The organism is Photobacterium sp. GB-56 (assembly GCF_003026105.1).
Taxonomy (GTDB): Bacteria; Pseudomonadota; Gammaproteobacteria; order Enterobacterales; family Vibrionaceae; genus Photobacterium.
Genome location: NZ_PYNW01000017.1, coordinates 62,779 through 82,293 on the forward strand (window position 1 = coordinate 62,779; position 19,515 = coordinate 82,293).

Genomic DNA, 19,515 nt, shown 5'->3' on the forward strand with positions numbered 1-19,515 from the left:
CGGCAAATTATGATGGAGCGATTGCGCGAAGGCGCTAACAGCATCTGGGTTAAGATTATTCTTAGCTTAATTATTTTTTCTTTTGTATTTGCTGGTGTCGGCAGTTATCTGGCGGGCGGTAATGAGCAAGTTGCAGCAAAAGTTAATGGTAAAGAAATTAGTCAGCGTGCATTCGAGCAGGCTTATCAAAATCAACGTAACCAAATGCAGCAACGTTTAGGTGATTACTTCTCAACACTAATGGGTGATCCTGCTTACGTACAGCAACTCCGTAATAGCGTGCTTGAGCGTATGGTTAATGATGAGTTGATTGAGCAACGCGCAACAGAGCTAGGCCTGAGTGTGAGCGATGCTCAAGTTAAGCAAGCGATTGTAGCAATGCCTGCTTTCCAAGTTAATGGTGTGTTCAATAATGAACAATATAATTTAACGTTACGTCGTGCTGGAATTTCTCCTGAGCAGTTTGCAGAGTCAATCCGTAAAGACATGCTACGTCAACAATTCTTAAGCGCATTAGAAGGCAGTGACTTCGCACTTAAAAATGAATTGAATGAACTTCGTAAACTTGAATCACAAGAGCGCGTTGTTCGTACTTTGAAGCTAAACCTTGCAGACTTTACCGATAAAGTAACGGTAACGGATGCAGAAGCTAAAGCTTATTATGATGAGAATAAAACGCAGTTTACACGCCCAGCTCAAGTGAAAGTGTCTTACATTGAACTGTCAGATAAAAATCTAGTGAACAATATTAAGATCACTGATAAAGAAGCTGAAGTGTATTACAACGAACATAAGAGCAAATACAGTACTGCTGAGAAGATTCAAGTTAGCCATATCTTAGTAAAAGGTGATAGTGATGCTTCTAAAGCAAAAGCGGAAGCATTACTGGCTGAGTTGAAAGCTGGTGCTAACTTTGCTGATGTTGCGAAAAAATCATCCGATGATACTTTCAGTGCAAAAGATGGCGGTAAGCTTGATTGGTTCGGTAAAGGTGTGATGGATCCTGCGTTTGAAAAAGCAGCATTTTCATTAGCAAAACCAGGTGATATGTCTGGCCTTGTGAAGTCACCTTATGGTTACCACATTATTTTACTGGATGGTATCGAAGAGCCTAAAGTTAAACCTTTTGCTGATGTTAAAGCGAGCATTGTCGCTGAACTTCAAGAGCAGCAAGTAGCAGAGCAATTCTATAAGCTACAAAGCAAGCTAGCTGAGACAGCATTTGAATCACCAGATTCACTAGATGAAGCAGCAGAAGCTGTAAAGGCTAAGATCATTAAAACAGGCTTTATCTCATTACAAGATGAGACCGGTGTGTTAAGTGATAAGAAAGTGCAAGAAGCATTACAAAGCCCTGAGGTTCATGATGACGGTATGAACTCTGATGTAATTGAGATTGCACCAGAGCATGTTGTTGTGGTTCGTGTTGATGATGCACGCCCTGAATCAGTGCTGCCATTTACTGATGTTGAAGCAAAAGTGAAAACACTATTGGCTCAACAAAAAGGTGAGAAGCAAGCAACTGAGAAGGCGGATTCTATCATTGCAGCATTACGTGACGGTAAGTCAGATGTTGTAGCAAAAGATGGCTTAAGTTTCTCTGGCGATCAAACCATAACACGTTCAGGTCCTGATGCTAATGTTGCACGTGTTGCGTTTACATTACCTAAACCAAAAGACGGTAAAGTGTCTTATGGTGTAACACGTGACAACAAAGGTAATGTTGAAATTATTGCATTAGATAAAGTTGTGAATGTTACACCATCGAAAGATGATGTTGATACTCAGTTTGCAACCCAAGTTGAGAATATGTTTGCTCAACAAGATCTATCAATAACACTTCAGACTTTACGTGAGTCGGCGAAAGTCACTTACCCAATGTTGGACAAACCAGCAAATTAATTGAAATTTACATTTCTATTAACGGGCCGCTATTGTGCGGCCCGTCGTTTTTTTATCTTTTATTTTTAAATAATCCCCTCATCGTCCCGCTTTTCTTTTTATCCTTTTTAAACACTCATACCAATAAAGGATAAAAATATGTTGCCATCTCGCTTGTTTAAAGCTATTTCGTTGGCTGGTGGATTAGCACTCGCCTCTTTAAGTTACGCTGCTGACAATACGCATGAAGGTATTGATATCAAAATTAATATTAACACTGCTAATGTTGAGCAATTGGATACATTGCTAATCGGCATTGGTGCTGAGAAAGCACAAGCGATAATTAATTATCGAAAAGTGCATGGTAAATTTGCGAGCGTTGATGATCTAACTAAAGTGAAAGGGATCGGTGAGGCGACTGTCGATAAAAATAGAAAGCGTATTGAATTGTAATTATTAATATTAACGGGAGCGAGCGTGCTCCCGTATATTGATCGTCATTTAAAGCGGTTATATTCAACTTGAGCGTTGATTTTTTGCTTGATAAGCAAGGCATACAGTATGCCTGTGATTGTGCCAATCAAATGGGCTTCAGTTGCTACACGAACGCCAATCAATTCTTCAGAACTCACAGAGCCTCCAAAGTATTGTTCCCAACCTATCTTAATGATTAGCCCGAGGAGTAAGAGCCATCCCCCCCGCGTTTTTGATTGGATATCACGAATACAACCCCAAGCGAAGATGCCATGTAGCACACCTGAAAATCCAGCATACCAAGTAATACTGGTAGCAAAGAGCCCAATACCTATAGTGAACGATAAAATTAAGATCAATAAGCTATAAGACTTAGCATGAAAATGGGCACGGAAAATATAGCTAATGATTGCAAAGGCGCTAGCATTCATTGCAAGATGCACCCAATTGGTATGCGTGAAATTTCCTGATAGGATCCGCCATAATTCGCCATTGATAATGTCTTGGCGATCCCAAACTAATAATGGCTGACATTGTGGTAATTGAGCTATAACCATCATGATTATCGCAATAACAATATAATTTCGAATAGACAAGGCAACCTCAATGAGTCGGTACTGTGATAACTGTGGTAAAGCAAACAAAGCCTGCATTTGCCACTGGATTAAACCTATTGCAACTCAAACAGAGTTATGGATATTACAACATCCATCAGAAGTTAAACGAGCAATTGGTACTGCAAGAATACTATCACTTTCTTTACCCAATAGCCGACTTTGGGTAGGTGAGGATTTTTCGCAGCATGAGGAATTAAATGCAGCTTTAACTGATTCCGAACGTGATATTTATGTAGTTTACCCAGGAGAGCGTGCGATAGCACTGTCTGATGTAGCAGAGCAGGCTCAGCCATCTCGAAACAACGTGATTATTTTACTTGATGGGACTTGGAAGAAAGCCTATAAAATGTGGCAACTATCGACCAATTTACATCATTTACCCTTAGTCCATTTAGATAATGTAGAGACTGGAAACTATCGTATTAGAAAATCGCCAAAAGAGCAGGGAGTATCAACGGTTGAGGCGGGATATTTAGCATTATCAGTGTTAGAGCCAATATCTTTAAATCTTCAGCCATTGCTCGATACATTCGAAAATATGATTAATTTTCAAATTCAACAAATGCCGCCCGGCGTATTTGATAAAAACTATAAGGATTAGTTGGCACACAAAAGGGAGCATGGGCTCCCTTTATATTCACTGGTTAATGATTAAAAACCATAACCATTATTGCTGATACCTGTTTCAGAGGTAGGTAAGAATAATGTGCTATAGAGACGTTGAGAGAATCCATCCGTCATGCCTGAAATGTAATCGGCAATGATCCTAAGCTCGTTATCTCCCTGTTCTTTAGCTTCTAACCACCGCATGCGAGTATTATCTGGTAACAATCTTTCGGGATCAGAAGCAAAAGCTTCAAAGAGTTCCATGATCAATTGTTGCCCTTTATATTCCGACAGTTGTATCTCCGGTTTTTTTACCACATAGATACTTACGAACTGTTTAAGCACCTCTAAAGCGCGCTCCATCGGCTCGGATAAAAAGGCATTCCATTGTAATAATGGCTCATCAAAAAAATCAGTACCGTTTTGAATCGTAGGACTAATGGTTATAGAGGTAAGTAAACCATTGACCAGCGCGCCAATGGCATCTTTGCGCTGATGGTGGCTAGCAAACATAAGTTCGCTGATATCACTTATCCGTTCTTCTAGCCATGGATCACCACATTCTGCTATTTTTGAGGCAACCGCTTCTTGCCAATCATCACGTGTCACAATCCCCATTACGATGGCATCTTCTAAATCATGGACACCGTATGCAATGTCATCAGCTAACTCCATGATTGAACAATCTAATGATTTAAAACGTGTCTTACAGGGCTCTCGTGGCGATAAACGCTCACAACGCATTTGCGCAAAGAGGGCTTTATCTTTGTCTGATAACGGGCTTAATACCCAGTCAAAGACCTCTTTATCGTCCACATATAAGCCTTTAGCGGGATACCAGTCTTTTGCTTTAAGGTGACGAAAGTTCACGACATCAGGTGCGCGCTCTGGAGCGGTAGTTTCACTGAGTAGGGCTGGGTATTTTAGTAAACCAAGCAAGGTACGTCTTGCGAGGTTCATACCATACCCTTCGGTATAAGGTTCCAGTAAGGTTACGATTCGAAAAGTTTGTGCGTTCCCTTCAAAGCCGCCATGATTTCGCATCATGTAATTTAAAGCGACTTCACCGCCATGACCAAATGGTGGGTGACCGATATCATGTGCTAAGCACAAACTTTCCATTAAACTGGTTGAAGGGAGTAATGATTTAAACTCAGGTTGTTTTAATTTGAGTTGTGCAACAATCCCTGTACCGATTTGTGATGCTTCTAGCGAGTGGGTGAGTCGAGTCCGATAGAAGTCGTGATTACCAGCGCCATGGACTTGAGTTTTTGCTTGTAAACGACGAAAGGCGGCAGAATGAAGAATTCGGGCTCGATCGCGCTGAAAAGCTGAGCGATGATCATCACGACGCATTTTTTGTTCGTTATAAAAGCGCTCTTCCCATGCAGGTGAGATAGTAAATTCTGTCATTAACTAATATCGTCCAAAGTAAGATTAAAGCTATCAGCAAATGTCTCAAGAAAATAGGTCATCTCAGGTGTTTTGCGTTGCTCAAGAGTTTCTTCCAATCTTTTCTTCGCTCGAGTAAATTCATGGTTCCCTGCACTGAGTTCTTCAAGGCATTTTATATAAGCGCATAATGTATCGGCTTGTTTAACAATAGCTGCATTTTCAGTATCAATTTTATGGCTATCAAGTAGAGAGGCATAATCATCCTGAAATTCTGCAGGAAGCATAGAAATAAGTCGTTGCTCTGCCGCTAATTCGATTTTCTTATATTCTTCAGCAATCGCAGGGTTGTAGTATTTTATTGGGGTTGGCATATCACCTGTGAGTACTTCACTGACATCGTGAAACATACCTTGCAGTGCGATACGTTCAGGGTTTAGGTTCCCACCAAATTTACGATTTTTAATTAACGCAAGTGCATGAGCGACAAAAGCAACTTGAAGGCTGTGCTCGGAGATATTTTCAGTTTCGACACTTCGCATTAATGGCCAGCGTTGAATTAAACGCATACGAGCAAGGTGAGCGAAGAAATGACTTTTTTCCATGATGATCAATTCTCTTAAACTAAATGTGCTGATGAGCAGCATCTATAGACGTTATGCACTAAAGGTAACAGAAGTTAGGGAAATATTGACAGTTTTTAGTTAATAAAAAGCCCCGGTTTACCGAGGCTTAAGAATTGTTTGTAAAGGTTATTGACGATAGCTATGTAAGAAGCGCTCTAAGCGTCCCATTGCCAGTTCAAGATCATCGACATGAGGTAAGGTTACAATGCGGAAGTGATCCGGTTGTTTCCAGTTAAATCCGGTTCCATGCACAACAAGCACTTTCTCTTGTAGTAAAAAGTCCATTGCCATTTTTTGGTCGTCTTGAATATTAAATTTTTTCTGATCTAATTTCGGGAATAGATACAACGCGCCTTTTGGCTTAACACAAGAAATTCCAGGGATTTGAGTTAATAAATCATAAGCTTTATTGCGCTGTTCGAGCAGGCGTCCACCCGGCAAGATTAATTCATTAATGCTTTGGTAACCACCTAATGCAGTTTGAATGGCATGCTGCATAGGTACGTTGGCACACAAGCGCATTGATGACAGCATTTCTAACCCTTCGATGTAACCTTTAGCTCGGTGTCTTGGCCCTGAAATAACCATCCAACCTGCACGGAAACCACACACTCGGTATGACTTTGAAAGGCCATTGAAGGTTACACAAACTACATCTTCTGCTAATGGGGCAATAGAGGTATGTTGTGCACCATCGTATAGAATTTTGTCGTAGATCTCATCGGCGAAAATAATCAAATCGTGCTGACGTGCAATTTCAACCACTTCGATCAGAAAATCTCGGCTATATACCGCACCCGTCGGGTTATTCGGATTGATTAAAACAATACCGCGAGTATTTGGCGTGATTTTTTTCTTTATATCATCAAGATCTGGATACCAATCTGATTGTTCATCACATGTGTAGTGAACCGGTGTGCCACCAGATAATGAGACTGCTGCTGTCCATAATGGGTAATCAGGTGATGGAACCAATATTTCATCTTTATGGTTTAGCAGTGCTTGCATTGCCATAACGATTAATTCAGAGACACCGTTACCGATATAAACATCTTCGACATCAAGATCAAGTAAGCCGCGCTTTTGGTAGTGTTGAACAACGGCTTTACGCGCAGAATAAATGCCTTTTGAATCACAGTAACCTTGGGATGTTGGTAGATTACGGATCACATCCACGAGAATTTCATCAGGGGCATCAAAACCAAACGGTGCTGGATTACCGATGTTTAGTTTGAGTATTTTTTGCCCTTCTTCTTCCATACGCTTAGCGTGTTTCAGAACGGGACCACGTATGTCATAGCAAACATTATTAAGCTTGGATGACATCCCGAATTTTTGCATATGAGGCTTTCCTGATGATTATTAGGTATAACCACAAATTACACTATAAAAGAGGGATATAGGAACACCTTTTAGAAGATAATTATGTAAAATAGTGTTTTGTTTTCTTTTGGCAGAATGAAAATGGCGTGTTTAACTAGAATCAGCAAAGTTGAACAGAGGTTTCTGCTAGTCAGATAAGTAATACAAATGTGTTACTTCATTAGTCAGATGCTTTCTTGTGAGGTAGAATAATACATCATTCTTCTTTACTAAGAGAATTAGCAGTTATTCTCTCTCTTTAGGAAATAAGTGTCTATTCTTAGTAAGGAAAATATGTCTAAGAGAGTGACATATGTATCTTTCAGCCAGGGATGAGCCGTATTGGTGTAATAGAGCTGAGCGAGGTTATCTTGACTGCGTTACAACAAGCCGTTGAACGATTAATTGCTAAATTAGAGCAAGCATCTGCAACAACCCAGCGTATATTGGTTAAATTAGATCTATCAAAACATATCGACCTGATTGATTGGATGGATACACAAGCTTTGTATCCCAAATTCTATTGGCAATCGCGTAATTGCCGAGAAGAGGTTGTCGCGCTAGGACAAATAAAAACATTTACTGATCCTAAAGCCGCTGAGAAAGTGATTTCTAATGAGCAGCGAGTGTGGGGCGGGCGATCTTTTGATGGAAGAACAGAGCGAAATAAACGTTGTCTCTCCTCCTTTTTCTTTTTACCGCTGCTTGAATTAAGCCGTCTGGATAATGAATGGCATATTGCTGTTAATGTCGGTGAAGATCGCGCACGTATTTTGACGGCATTACAACAGTTGATGTTTGATACATCGTTGATCAGTGGTATTCACAGTAAAATTTTAAATCGCAGTTATACGCCAGATTTTTCTGGTTGGTCAAACATGCTGACACGAGCATTAGATGCGATTGAACATAAAGAATTTGAAAAAGTGGTGCTTGCTCGACGAACAAAGTTACAGCTTGATAAACCTGTATCACCCGCTCAATTACTGAAAGCGAGTTGCGCTAATAACAGCAATAGTTTTCACTTTTTACTGGCGCTGGATGAAAAGCATGGCTTTATGGGCTCAACGCCAGAACGTTTATTTCAACGCCATGAACATGCGATACAAACTGAAGCGTTGGCAGGTACGATTGGGCGTGGTAAAGATGATGTAGAAGATCAGCAATTAGCACAATGGTTATTATCTGATAATAAAAATCGCTACGAAAATCGTTTAGTGGTTGATGATATTGTTAATCGATTAGTGCCCTGTAGCCAATCGATGAATGTGTCTCAAACTCCTGAGTTGGTTCAACTACGTAAAGTCCAGCATTTAAAGCGAAGTATTGATGCTGAATTAAATAGTGGCGTCTTTAGTGCAGATCTATTAGAAAATTTACAACCAACCGCTGCGATTGCTGGATTACCTCGTGATCCTGCGCTTCATTTTATTGCTGAAAACGAACCTTTTTCTCGCGGTTGGTATAGTGGTGCGGTGGGTTATATTAGCCAGCAGCATAGTGAGTTTTGTGTGGCTATTCGTAGTGCATTAATCATTGAAGGTGAAGTTCATTTATTTGCAGGAGCAGGCATTGTACCGGGCTCAGTAGCAGAAAGTGAATGGAAAGAACTTGATCGAAAAACATCAACACTCTGTAGTTTATTTGAGCAAGAGACGGATAGCTCGTTAGCTGCTGAAATGGAGTATAAAAGCGCATCATGCAATTAACCTTATCGAATAGTCTTTCTTATAGGGCTGCATTAAATAGTTGTTGGGCTGAGCTGATACTTGAAGAGTTAGTCCGACAAGGTGTTCAACATGTTTGTATTGCGCCAGGTTCTCGTTCCACACCATTGACGTTAGCGGCAGCAAAGCAGTCAAAACTGACTATTCACACTCATTTTGATGAACGTGGTTTAGGCTTTCTCGCATTAGGTTTAGCCAAAGCATCACAAACCCCCATTGCGGTGATTGTGACATCAGGTACAGCAGTCGCTAATTTATTACCTGCCGTTGCTGAATCTGGGCTAACAAAAGAAAAATTAGTGCTGTTAACCTCAGATCGTCCTGTTGAATTACTGCAATGTGGCGCAAATCAAGCCATACGCCAGCATGGTATTTTTTCGCAACATGTAACAGAGTTTGTTGATCTACCCGCCCCTACACTTGATATCTCTCCTAATTGGTTATTAGGCGTGGTTGATGAGTTGATGCATCAACAGCAGTTACGTGGCGGAGCCATCCATTTAAATTGTCATTACCCTGAGCCGCTATATGGTGAGGCGATAGATTTTTCGGCCTATCTAGCGCCAGTTAAAAAGTGGCAGGCAACGGTATTACCGTATTGCCAACATCAACAAGCGACTAGCGCTGATATCGTCATTGATTCAGTGCAATGGCAGCGGTTGTGCGACAAAAAAGGCATAATTGTTGCGGGTAAGTTAGCGACCAATGAACTTGCTGATGTGAAAGCGTTAGCAGCCCGATTAGGCTGGCCATTATTGGTCGATCCTCAAGCTGGAGGCTCGAGCGAATATGCGGGGTTTGATGGTTGGTTACAAAATCCAGCCTGTGCCGAAGTTTTGTCTCAAGCACAAGTATTACTGCAATTTAGTGCACGGATTGTTTCTAAACGTTTATTACAGTTTATTGGCGATCAGCCGTGGGATGATTATTGGTTAATCGATCCACAACAAGGACGTTTAGACCCTCATCATCATTCTGGTTCTCGTATTCAAGCGAATGTGAGCGCGTGGACTTGTGCAGCGCTTCTTGATGAAAAAACATCACCACATAGTGGATGGGCATTACCGTTAGTGGGCGCGTCTAAGCGTTATCGTGAAATAGCGAAGCAGCATTGTGACAATTTATCTGAAATGTCATTAGCGACATTATTGAGAGATTGGCTCGCACCTGATTCTGAGTTGTTTCTCGGTAATAGCATGATTGTTCGACTGCTAGATATGTTTGGTGATTTACCAACTACAGCGACATTTACCAACCGTGGTGCATCAGGTATTGATGGATTAATAGCAACAGCGGCTGGTGTGCAACGCGCTAGAAAAGCACCATTAGTGATGCTATTAGGCGATACGTCATTTTTATACGATCTTAATTCTCTCGCATTATTAAAACAAACTGCATTACCTATGGTCGTGGTGGTTACGAATAATGATGGTGGCGGTATTTTTGATATGTTACCAGTACCAGAGCAGCAAAAAGATGATTTTTATCGTATGCCTCATGGTTTTGAATTTAGCCATGCAGCTGCCATGTTTGGATTTAACTATCAAAGCCCAACAACAGTTGCTGAAGCCCAAACTGCGGTAGTGAATGCACAACAAGTTAACCAGACAACGATCATCGAAATTAAAACGCCTGCTGGAGAAGCTGGGCAGATGTTAAAAGAGATCTTTTCTGAGGTAAAACGTGCGTCTTTACTCTGAAGCATTTGGAAAATGCCCGCAAGCAGGCCAACCCGTGATTGTTTTTCTTCATGGGCTATTAGGCTCAGGGCGGGACTGGCGATTAATTACTTCAGCACTAATGCATCACTATTGTTGTGTAACTATCGATCTGCCTGGGCATGGCTTTAGTGCGTCAGTATCTATGCCACTAGATGATTCTGATATTGGCTTTAAACAGAGTTATCAGGCGATACTCAAAACGTTGGAACACCGTGGTATTCAACGTTTCGTTTTGGTAGGGTATTCGTTAGGTGCGCGACTTGCTATGTATCTGGCAACGCAATTATCAAATGAGGATACCACGAAGCGTGGGCCAAGGTTGCAAGGTATCTTTTTAGAAGGTGGGCACTTTGGATTACCGCTTTCAGACCGTGCGGCGCGTCTTGATAATGATAAAACATGGGCTGCACGTTTTTCTCAACAATCTCTAATTTCAGTGCTGAATGATTGGTATCAACAAACTGTTTTTTCATCACTGAACCATGACCAAAGACAAAGCTTAGTCGCTAAACGTAGTGATAACCTTGGCCAAGGTGTCGCGAATATGTTGCTAGCAACGTCATTATCTAAACAACCATTATTACTCACACCGCTACAAAACTTAAAATTACCCGTTCGTTATGTTTGTGGTGAATATGATGCGAAATTTCGTCAGATCGCTATGCAATCAGAGCTAAGCGTAGAAGTGATCCCTGATGCTGGGCATAATATTCATGTAGAACAACCACATGCATTTACATCTGCCTTATCTGCTTTTATTCAAAAGTTGTAACGAGCCATTGTAATTAAAGTGATTTAATATGCCGTTAGACTAAGGTTTAGCGTGTTTTATGCTCTGGTATTAATTAAAGGTTATCAAGAATGCGCAGCGTTAAGTTATATCGATATCAGTTACCGATGGATTCTGGTGTTATTTTACGTGATCAACGTTTAGTAACACGTGAAGGTTTGGTTGTCGAACTTACTCAAGGTGACAAAGTTGGTGTAGGTGAAATTGCGCCACTGCCTGAGTTTAGCAATGAAACGCTAGAGCAAGCGTTAGATCAAACAAAACAACTAGTTGAACATTGGCTTGAAGGGAAAGATATCCATATCAACGATGCTTATCCCTCTGTTGCCTTTGGTTTTAGTTGTGCAATGGCAGAGTTAGCGGGCGAATTACCTCTTACTGCAAACTATGCGGTAGCGCCATTATGCTCCGGTGATCCTGACGAGTTGATTGAACGTTTAAATACCGAAAATGGTGATAAAGTCGCTAAAATTAAAGTCGGTATGTATGAAGCGGTGCGTGATGGTATTGTTGCTAATATGTTTATTGAAGCGATCCCTGAGGTTCAGTTACGTTTAGATGCTAACCGTAGATGGACACCGCTTAAAGCACAGCAGTTTGCTAAATATGTGAAGCCTGAAAATCGGCAAGGGATCGCGTTTTTAGAAGAGCCTTGTATTGATCCTCAAGATAGCCTGATTTTTGCAGAGCAAACAGGTATTAATATTGCCTGGGATGAAACTGTCCGCGAGCCTCATTTTGAAGTAAAAGCACAACCAGGTGTTGCGGCAATTATTATCAAGCCCACACTAACTGGTAGCTTAGCCCGTTGTATCGAGCTGGTGGAACAAGCTCAAGCGGCAGGGTTAACGGCAGTGATTAGTTCAAGTTTGGAATCAAGCCTAGGATTAAATCAGTTAGCACGTTTCGCCCAGTGGCAGACACCCAATGTTATCCCTGGTCTAGATACCATGCAGTTGTTTAAAGCACAATTGGTGACACCTTGGCCGGATAGTGAACTTCCAATGATTTCTTTAGCAGAATTAGACCTAGTATGGCAGAAATAAAACACGATTTTCTAACATGGCCTTGGCAGCGATGGGCTGCAGAACGCCCATCAGATATAGCCATCTCTTTAGGTGATAAAACGCGTGATGCACAAACGTACACCTGGGCAGATGTCTCTTCAAACGTTGATGATTACGCACAAGGGTTAGTCGAGCAGGGCGTTAAGCGTGATCAACTTGTGGCCGTCATCGCTGATAATTCGATCCAAGTATTATGGCTGATGCTTGCTATTTTTCGAGTGGGGGCACGCTATGTAGGGCTTAACCCGAAGTTGTCTTCTTCTGAATTGCAGCAACAGTTAGTGGTACTCGATAATGACTATATTTGGTCGGATAGTGAACACGATATAACAGCGCTAACTGGGCAAAATATTGTTCTGCAATTCCCCACTGTTGCACGTATGGTACCTGTGACATGGCAAGAGCATCGTCCAATGACACTGACTTTAACATCAGGTTCATCGGGTGTACCCAAGGCAGTGGTTCATAATGCCGAGTCACATTTAGCCAGTGCTTCTGGCTTGCTGAGTCAAATGACATTCACAGCAGAGGATAGTTGGTTATTGTCATTACCGTTATTCCACATTTCGGGTTTAGCGATTGTATGGCGCTGGTTATATCGCGGAGCATGTTTAGTTATTGTCGATAAGGCACAGCAGCAACAAGCATTGCATTGGGTGACTCACGCATCATTAGTACCAACGCAATTACAACGTCTGCTCGAGAGTATTGATAATACGGCAGCACCATCATCGATGATGCTAAAACAGGTGTTATTAGGTGGTGCACATATCCCAGTTACTCTCACTAATAAAGCGCACAATGCTGGTATTAGCTGTTGGTGTGGTTACGGTATGACGGAAATGGCATCAACAATATCGGCTAAACAAGCGAATGAGAGTAGTGGTGTCGGTAACGTATTACCGAATAGAGAATTACTTTTACGTGATGGTGAGATCTTAGTTCGAGGCAAAACCTTGTGCTTGGGGTATTACCGCAACCATACTATTTTTTCTATTTTAGATAACCATGGTCACGACGGGGAATGGTTTGCAACTAAAGACATGGGTGAGTGGCATGATGATGAGCTATTTATTCATGGTCGCGCAGATAACATGTTTATTTCTGGTGGAGAGAATGTTCAACCAGAAGATATTGAAGCGGTACTGTTACAGTATTCAGAGATAGAGCAAGCTGTTGTTTTACCCATTGATGATTATGACTTTGGTCAACGACCGGTTGCTATTGTGAAAACAACTTGCCCGATGGATGCGGTATTTATTGATCATGTGATGACTTATATGGCAGATAAAGTGGCTGCGTTTAAGCGCCCAGTTCGTTATCTTGCTTTACCTGATGGCGATATTTATCAAGGGATTAAACTCTCTCGGACGAAATTAGCCGACTGGTTATCTAAGCAATAATAAAAAGGCGAAGCTAATATAGCTTCGCCTTTTTAATCTATTTGTTAGTTAGAACCTAACAAAGAAGAGCACTATTTTCTATCGCCCCGTAATTGCGTTACTTGTTGATATAACAATTGGCTATTTGCCTCTTGGGAAGATAGACACTCCCCAGCGACGATAGTGACTTGTGACCAGAAACGTTTTGGCCATTTTAATAAAGCAACGCCACCCTCTCGACTAAAATAACTTCCCCATAGCCCCTGCAGTGCCACAGGGATCACCGTGACATTCGAACGTTTAATGATTAAATCAATGCCACGCATAAACGGGGCTATTTCGCCATCAAAGGTGAGCTGTCCTTCTGGAAAAACACAAACAATATCGCCATTATCCAAATGTTCTGACACTTTTGAAAAAGCATTACGAATAGATGTACGGTCATTCGCATCGACAGGAATCGCCTTACATGCTTTACAGAAGGATTTGACCAATGGCAGGTTATAAATATCACGGTCCATCAAAAAGCGGATAGGGCGTGGGCAGCTGCCTGCTAATAGTAATGCATCCATGTAGCTGACATGATTACAGACAAGTAACACACCACCTTGTTCAGGAATATTATTCAAATTCTGTTTTTTTACACGATACATCGTATGAGTGATCATCCAAACCACAAAGCGCCAAAAAAAATCAGGGGCTTGGAAGTAGATATAGACAACAACTAATGAATTAACCGCCGCTAAGATTAAGAAGAACTCTGGAATGGAAAGCTTTAAAACAGATAAGAAGACAATGGCTGAAATAGCACTGACAACCATAAATACAGCATTCCATATATTATTTGCTGCAATGATTTGTGCACGTTCATCTTCTTTAGAGCGCTGCTGCATTAAGGCATAAAGCGGAACAATAAAAATACCGCCAGCAATACCGAGTAAAAGCAATGACGCAAAGATTGGCCATAGGCTTGGTGCCGTCATAAACGCCATTAGGCTCTGAGTTTGCACTGTAGTTGCTGGGGCGAGGAAATATAAACCTGAACCAAATAACGTGATCCCTAAACTACCAATAGGTACTATTCCTGGGTCTATACGGTGTTGAGATAAGCGATCACAACACATTGAGCCAATAGCAATACCAATAGAAAATAGCATCAGTAAGAAAGAGACCGAAGCGGCATTACCACCAAGGCTGATTTTTGCATAATTAGGGAATTGGGTGAGATAGCAAGCCCCTAAAAACCAAAACCAACTAATCCCCATAATACATTGGAAAATCGTTTTATCTTGTCGTGCAATAGCCATGGTTGAACGAGTTTGTTTAATCGGTTGCCATTTGAACGTTGTTTTCTTTACCGTAGGTGGCGCGCTCGGAATAGCAAGAGATGTGAGATAGCCTAATATCGCAAAAAAGATCACGGCTCCTGCAGCAATATAGTGAGCGTTATGGCTGTCGGCAATAAAACCTGCGAGCAATGTGCCAAGTAAAATAGCTAAAAAGGTCCCTGTTTCAACCAAAGCGTTACCTGATATTAACTCTTCTGATTTTAAGTGCTGGGGAAGTAAGGCATATTTTGCAGGCCCGAAGAAAGCTGATTGGGTTCCCATCAAAAAGAGCAACACCAGAAGGGCGGAATAACTGTGATAGAAAAAGGCTATTGCAGCAAGGCTCATTATCACAATTTCAGCGAGTTTAACTCGGCGCATGATCATTGCTTTATCGTATTGATCGGCAATAACACCAGCAGAGGCTGAAAATAAAAAGAAAGGTAAAATAAATAACCCAGCGGCAATGTTAATCAGTAAATTAGCACTCAGTGGAAGGGTATCAACAGAAGCGTAAGCGATCAGGATTAATAATATATTTTTGTAAACATTATCATTAAATGCCCCAAGTGCCTGCGTTAAAAAATACGGTAAGAAACGCCGTTTGGTTAGAAGACTCGATTGGGGCTTTGTGGTCATTTACGCTATCTCTATTACTAATTCCACTTATTTAGATAAGTATTTAAAAGGTTATCAATAAGTGCTTTGCCGTCAACAGGCGTCGAGGTAAATAGCTTATCATCAACAGTCAGTAGTGTAATACCGTGAACACCAGCCCAAATAACACGGCTTGTTTCCAGTACTTCTTCTTTAGACATGTTAATGCTAACTTGACCAATCAATGATTCCAACATGCCCGTCATGTTATTGATTCGATCTGATTGCCATTCTGGTAAATCTTCACCATTCATGGTGTGTTGGAAGATTAACTGCCAGCGGTATGGATGAGCAATTGCAAAGTCGAGATAACAATATGCGAGACTACGAAGTGCCTGCTCTGGATTGGTTGCACCTGTTAAACACGTCTGTGCTTCTTGAGATAATTCATCAAGTGTTTGGGCAACTGCGTGTAGTAACAGTAAATTATAGTTACCGAATACATTCACTAATGTACTTGGAACATAGCCAATCATAGCGGCGACTTTACGTAAACTTAGCTCATGGTGAGGGTGCTCATTGAGAAAGTTTTTTACCTGCTCCAGTGTCATGCTTACCAACTCTTCACGAGTATGGTCATTTCTTCTTGCCATGGGTATTACTCTTTGATGTGTTTGCTTATCGTATTTTAAAAACTAACGTTATTAATTATAGAACGGTGTTCAATATTGTTATTGTTATTTAATCGAAACCATAGTTGTTAGGAATTCGATGCCAGAACAAGTTGTGACAATTTATTTCTAAAGATTGGAAATGATATCTTGTCACAACAAAAATCACCAATACTAAACGCTATACAGTTTTATTCTTGGTATTTTCTAAAGATACTTGATCGTTTAACGTCCAAAAATCGATAAGAATACCTATTAGGAAGAACCCAAAGGTACAAAGATAAAGTATCCCTGTGATCCATTTACCCATGTACATGCGGTGGACGCCAAACACGCCAAGAAAAGTGAGCAGTAGCCAAGCGATATTATAATCAATCTCACCACTAGCAAAACGCAAGTCAGACTCTCTGTTCATTGATGGAATTAAGAACAAGTCAATTAACCAGCCAATACCGCATAGACCTAAGGTTAAAAACCAAATAGTCCCTGTTACAGGTTTGCCATAATAAAAGCGGTGAGCGCCCGTAAAGCCGAATATCCAGAGTAGATAACCAATGATTTTGCTGTGAGTGTTATTCTCTTGCATAAAAATATCCATGTTAGTGTTGAAAATATCGTAAGATAAAAAACAACAAAGACTTAACGTGTGATTACTTATAAAAGACCACTTTTGATGGGGAAAGTGCCATAAAAAGAAGAACATTTTTATAAGTCGTTTAAATAAAAAACAGTATACAAAAATATTTAGGCGCTGTATTTAAGAATGATGAGATTATCACCGATAAATGTTAAGAAATAGTAACAATTTCGCGACGGCTTTGAATTGACATTCTCCGTTATATGGCTACGATGCATACAGGACATGGATAAGGTACTTCAACAATGATGAAACGCTTTTTTACCGTATTTGCTTTAGTGTTTGTGGTCGCATTGTCGGCACCGCATGCTGAAGCAAAGAAATTCGGTGGTGGCAAGTCGTTTGGTAAAAGTTTTAAAACTGCGCCAATGAAAAAACAACAGCCACAACAAACAGATACTATTCGTAAACAAAACTCACCTGCGTCATCGAGCAAGAAAGGCTTAATGGGCGGTCTATTAGGTGGCTTACTTGCAGGTGGCTTACTCGCTGCTTTCTTTGGTGGTTCATTTGATGGTATCCAGTTTATGGATATTCTCATTATCGGTGTGATTGCATTTGTATTGTTTAAATTATTTAAAGCAATGCGTGCAAATAAAGGCACTCCGATGGGGCATCGTGAATCTTATGCAGGAAACTCTCCACGACAGCAGCCACAACAAGCACAACAGCAATATCGTCAAGCGACAGGTTCGCAATCTCAACCACAAAATGGTGGTTTTGAGTCAACCGATAGTGATGTGCCATTTAATTTGCCGCCTAACTTTAATATGAATGCATTTTTAAGTGGTTCTCGCGATCACTATCGCATTATTCAAGGTGCATGGAATCATAACGAATTAGCGAAAATCAAAGAGTACGTATCACCTGCGTTATTTGCTGATTTACAAGCTGAACGTGCTAAACTTTCAGGTGAGCAACACACCGAAGTGATGTACGTTGATGCTGAACTTGTACGTGCAGACTATGACGCAAATTCAGCACAGCTAAGTATTAAGTTCTCTGGTCGTTATAAAGATACCCAAGAAGGGATTGAAGAAGATATTAATGATGTATGGCATTTAGAGCGAGATTTAAAAACGCCAAATGCACCATGGTTAATTGTCGGTATTCAAGCTTAATTTAAAAGCCGCTTTTATTAGCGGCTTTTTTATATCTCTCAACAGGTTAGGGCGTTTTTTGTACAATTGTAAACATCCGAAAAAAGAGTTATAAAATTATGAGCGCGATCGCATTTCACTGATATAAAGATCGTAAGATGTTGATCTTGGCACCTAGTTTTATCACCAGTAACCGCTAGTATTAACTCATGATATTAAATAGGTCAGTCGTTAGACATTGAGATCTAAATAGAGACTAATAAGAGGTCGTTATGCCATACACTCAAGATATTGTTGAAGAAATGAATCTATTAGTGAAATTCCCTATTCATAGCAACATGGAAGGGGTAAAAGTTCATAGTGATGCAAATCCAGCATTGGTTTCAGCTGCTCAACGTTTATATGCGAAAGGATTGGTTACTCAACTGGATGGTGGTTATTTAACACATACTGGTCATCAGGTGGCGGAAAGCGCAAAAATTGCGTTACGTATTCTGACGGGGAAAACGACAGAATAACGCCGTCGCAAGATAGTGAGCATTGATCAAGTCATTTGCTCTAATTCTGTAATTATCGTTAAAGCTTGCTCATTGGTTTTTCCACAAATATCAGGGCAAGCTTTAAAGTGGTGGCATACAGCAGGGCGTTCAGCTTTGCCAAAAAGTTTACATAAATTTTGCTCATTGAGTTGAACGCAAGGGACACCTGCAGGCTTGCCGTTGGGCATTCCTGGTATGCTTGATGAGATACTTGGAGCTATACAGCAGGCACCACAGCCAAGACGACATTCCATCAATCACTCTCTTCATTGTTTAAATTGGCTGCGCAAATTACCACTCCTTATTCATAAGATCAAAATTAAAGAACTATTTCAGCGATATATTTACTTTATTTCTATAAATAATAATAGCTCTCATTTCGATGCTGTTGTTGATTAATAGGTAATTTAAATTTGCAGTTTACCGTCAGGATCGCTATAAACACCGCGCTATAATAAAATAGTAAATGGTAATTTAGCGCTGTTATAAAGCGCGTAACGTGAATTCGGTGTAGGTATCATGACGTATTTTTGGCAAGAAAAAGACTTAGCAACAATGACCGATCAGGAGTGGGAATCACTTTGTGACGGTTGTGGTAAGTGCTGTCTGCATAAGCTTATTGATGATGATACAGATGATATCTATTACACCAATGTGGCATGCAGTTTATTAGATAATAAAACATGTTCTTGTAAAGATTATCCTAATCGTTTTGAATCCGGAGAAGAATGCCTAAAGTTGACTCGTGATCGTATTGATGAGTTTGTTTGGCTTCCTGAAACGTGTGCATACCGTTTATTAGCAGAAGGAAAACCATTACCTGAGTGGCATCCACTGCTCACTGGTTCAAAAGAAGCGATGCATAAAGCCAACGAATCGGTACGCGACAAGATTGTGTACGAAATTGATGTGATTGATTGGGAAGATCACATCACAAACCACCCCTTACGTCGTTGATTTTAAAGATATATATTAAAGGCTCGTTAGATAACGAGCCT

General features: G+C 40.7%; 19 protein-coding genes. 11 read left to right on the forward strand and 8 right to left on the reverse strand.

Annotated elements, in window-relative coordinates; all coding sequences use genetic code 11:
- The first annotated feature begins 9 nt into the window (after positions 1 to 9).
- Together ppiD and C9J42_RS18145 are read left to right on the forward strand one after the other, a co-directional pair.
- Positions 10 to 1,902 carry a peptidylprolyl isomerase gene (gene ppiD, locus C9J42_RS18140; protein ID WP_107302222.1) on the forward strand — a complete coding sequence of 631 codons (1,893 nt, stop codon included), beginning with the start codon at positions 10 to 12 and terminating at the stop codon, positions 1,900 to 1,902.
- 138 nt (positions 1,903 to 2,040) lie between these two features.
- Complete coding sequence (locus C9J42_RS18145; protein ID WP_107206070.1) at positions 2,041 to 2,334, forward strand: ComEA family DNA-binding protein; 294 nt, start codon at positions 2,041 to 2,043, stop codon at positions 2,332 to 2,334.
- 44 nt (positions 2,335 to 2,378) lie between these two features.
- On the opposite strand, the gene rrtA is transcribed toward C9J42_RS18145, so the two are convergent.
- Positions 2,379 to 2,915, reverse strand: a complete 537-nt coding sequence (gene rrtA, locus C9J42_RS18150; protein ID WP_107302223.1) for a rhombosortase — start codon at positions 2,913 to 2,915, stop codon at positions 2,379 to 2,381.
- 46 nt (positions 2,916 to 2,961) lie between these two features.
- Between rrtA and C9J42_RS18155 the strand changes: the two genes are divergently transcribed.
- Positions 2,962 to 3,573 carry a tRNA-uridine aminocarboxypropyltransferase gene (locus C9J42_RS18155; RefSeq protein WP_107302224.1) on the forward strand — a complete coding sequence of 204 codons (612 nt, stop codon included), beginning with the start codon at positions 2,962 to 2,964 and terminating at the stop codon, positions 3,571 to 3,573.
- Between the two features lie 50 nt (positions 3,574 to 3,623).
- Here the strand turns inward: C9J42_RS18155 and C9J42_RS18160 are convergent, their stop codons facing one another.
- The 3 genes from C9J42_RS18160 to C9J42_RS18170 form a co-directional block, all read right to left on the reverse strand.
- Entirely contained in the window at positions 3,624 to 4,991 is a 1,368-nt protein-coding gene (locus tag C9J42_RS18160; protein WP_107302225.1) for an anti-phage deoxyguanosine triphosphatase, read from the reverse strand.
- Positions 4,991 to 5,575: a 5'-deoxynucleotidase gene (gene yfbR, locus C9J42_RS18165; RefSeq protein WP_107302226.1), complete on the reverse strand. Its 585-nt coding sequence runs from the start codon at positions 5,573 to 5,575 to the stop codon at positions 4,991 to 4,993. The genes C9J42_RS18160 and yfbR overlap by 1 nt, the downstream gene beginning before the upstream one ends.
- Positions 5,576 to 5,722: 147 nt before the next feature.
- The gene (locus C9J42_RS18170) at positions 5,723 to 6,937 is read right to left on the reverse strand and encodes a pyridoxal phosphate-dependent aminotransferase (RefSeq protein WP_107206075.1); all 1,215 of its coding nucleotides are present in this window, start codon (positions 6,935 to 6,937) and stop codon (positions 5,723 to 5,725) included.
- Positions 6,938 to 7,329: 392 nt separating this feature from the next.
- Between C9J42_RS18170 and C9J42_RS18175 the strand changes: the two genes are divergently transcribed.
- From C9J42_RS18175 to menE, 5 genes are all read left to right on the forward strand, one after another.
- Positions 7,330 to 8,667: an isochorismate synthase MenF gene (locus tag C9J42_RS18175; RefSeq protein WP_369918718.1), complete on the forward strand. Its 1,338-nt coding sequence runs from the start codon at positions 7,330 to 7,332 to the stop codon at positions 8,665 to 8,667.
- Entirely contained in the window at positions 8,658 to 10,385 is a 1,728-nt protein-coding gene (gene menD, locus C9J42_RS18180; RefSeq protein ID WP_107206077.1) for a 2-succinyl-5-enolpyruvyl-6-hydroxy-3-cyclohexene-1-carboxylic-acid synthase, read from the forward strand. The genes C9J42_RS18175 and menD overlap by 10 nt, the downstream gene beginning before the upstream one ends.
- Complete coding sequence (gene menH / locus C9J42_RS18185; protein ID WP_107260102.1) at positions 10,369 to 11,178, forward strand: 2-succinyl-6-hydroxy-2,4-cyclohexadiene-1-carboxylate synthase; 810 nt, start codon at positions 10,369 to 10,371, stop codon at positions 11,176 to 11,178. Before menD ends, menH begins: the two co-directional genes overlap by 17 nt.
- An 89-nt stretch (positions 11,179 to 11,267) precedes the next feature.
- A complete protein-coding gene (gene menC / locus C9J42_RS18190; RefSeq protein ID WP_107206079.1) occupies positions 11,268 to 12,242 on the forward strand; it encodes an o-succinylbenzoate synthase in 975 nt (324 codons plus the stop codon).
- Positions 12,230 to 13,666 carry an o-succinylbenzoate--CoA ligase gene (gene menE, locus C9J42_RS18195; protein ID WP_107260104.1) on the forward strand — a complete coding sequence of 479 codons (1,437 nt, stop codon included), beginning with the start codon at positions 12,230 to 12,232 and terminating at the stop codon, positions 13,664 to 13,666. The genes menC and menE overlap by 13 nt, the downstream gene beginning before the upstream one ends.
- Positions 13,667 to 13,737: 71 nt before the next feature.
- Here the strand turns inward: menE and C9J42_RS18200 are convergent, their stop codons facing one another.
- From C9J42_RS18200 to C9J42_RS18210, 3 genes are all read right to left on the reverse strand, one after another.
- Positions 13,738 to 15,612 (reverse strand): MFS transporter, encoded by a 1,875-nt coding sequence (locus C9J42_RS18200; protein WP_107245765.1) that lies wholly within the window; start codon positions 15,610 to 15,612, stop codon positions 13,738 to 13,740.
- Between the two features lie 17 nt (positions 15,613 to 15,629).
- On the reverse strand, positions 15,630 to 16,223 hold the full coding sequence (locus C9J42_RS18205; RefSeq protein ID WP_107302227.1) for a TetR/AcrR family transcriptional regulator: 594 nt from the start codon (positions 16,221 to 16,223) through the stop codon (positions 15,630 to 15,632).
- A 199-nt stretch (positions 16,224 to 16,422) separates the two neighbouring features.
- Positions 16,423 to 16,827 (reverse strand): NINE protein, encoded by a 405-nt coding sequence (locus C9J42_RS18210; RefSeq protein WP_107206083.1) that lies wholly within the window; start codon positions 16,825 to 16,827, stop codon positions 16,423 to 16,425.
- A gap of 299 nt (positions 16,828 to 17,126) precedes the next feature.
- Here C9J42_RS18210 and C9J42_RS18215 point away from each other — a divergent pair, with 299 nt between their 5' ends.
- Entirely contained in the window at positions 17,127 to 17,999 is an 873-nt protein-coding gene (locus C9J42_RS18215; protein WP_199187027.1) for a Tim44 domain-containing protein, read from the forward strand.
- A gap of 251 nt (positions 18,000 to 18,250) precedes the next feature.
- Positions 18,251 to 18,496, forward strand: coding sequence for a TIGR02647 family protein (locus C9J42_RS18220; RefSeq protein ID WP_107206085.1), 246 nt, complete (start codon positions 18,251 to 18,253; stop codon positions 18,494 to 18,496).
- A 26-nt stretch (positions 18,497 to 18,522) separates the two neighbouring features.
- On the opposite strand, the gene C9J42_RS18225 is transcribed toward C9J42_RS18220, so the two are convergent.
- Positions 18,523 to 18,771 carry a zinc/iron-chelating domain-containing protein gene (locus C9J42_RS18225; RefSeq protein ID WP_006646428.1) on the reverse strand — a complete coding sequence of 83 codons (249 nt, stop codon included), beginning with the start codon at positions 18,769 to 18,771 and terminating at the stop codon, positions 18,523 to 18,525.
- 265 nt (positions 18,772 to 19,036) lie between these two features.
- On the opposite strand from C9J42_RS18225, the gene C9J42_RS18230 reads away from it, so the two are divergent.
- Entirely contained in the window at positions 19,037 to 19,474 is a 438-nt protein-coding gene (locus tag C9J42_RS18230; RefSeq protein ID WP_107302228.1) for a YcgN family cysteine cluster protein, read from the forward strand.
- Positions 19,475 to 19,515: the final 41 nt, after the last annotated feature.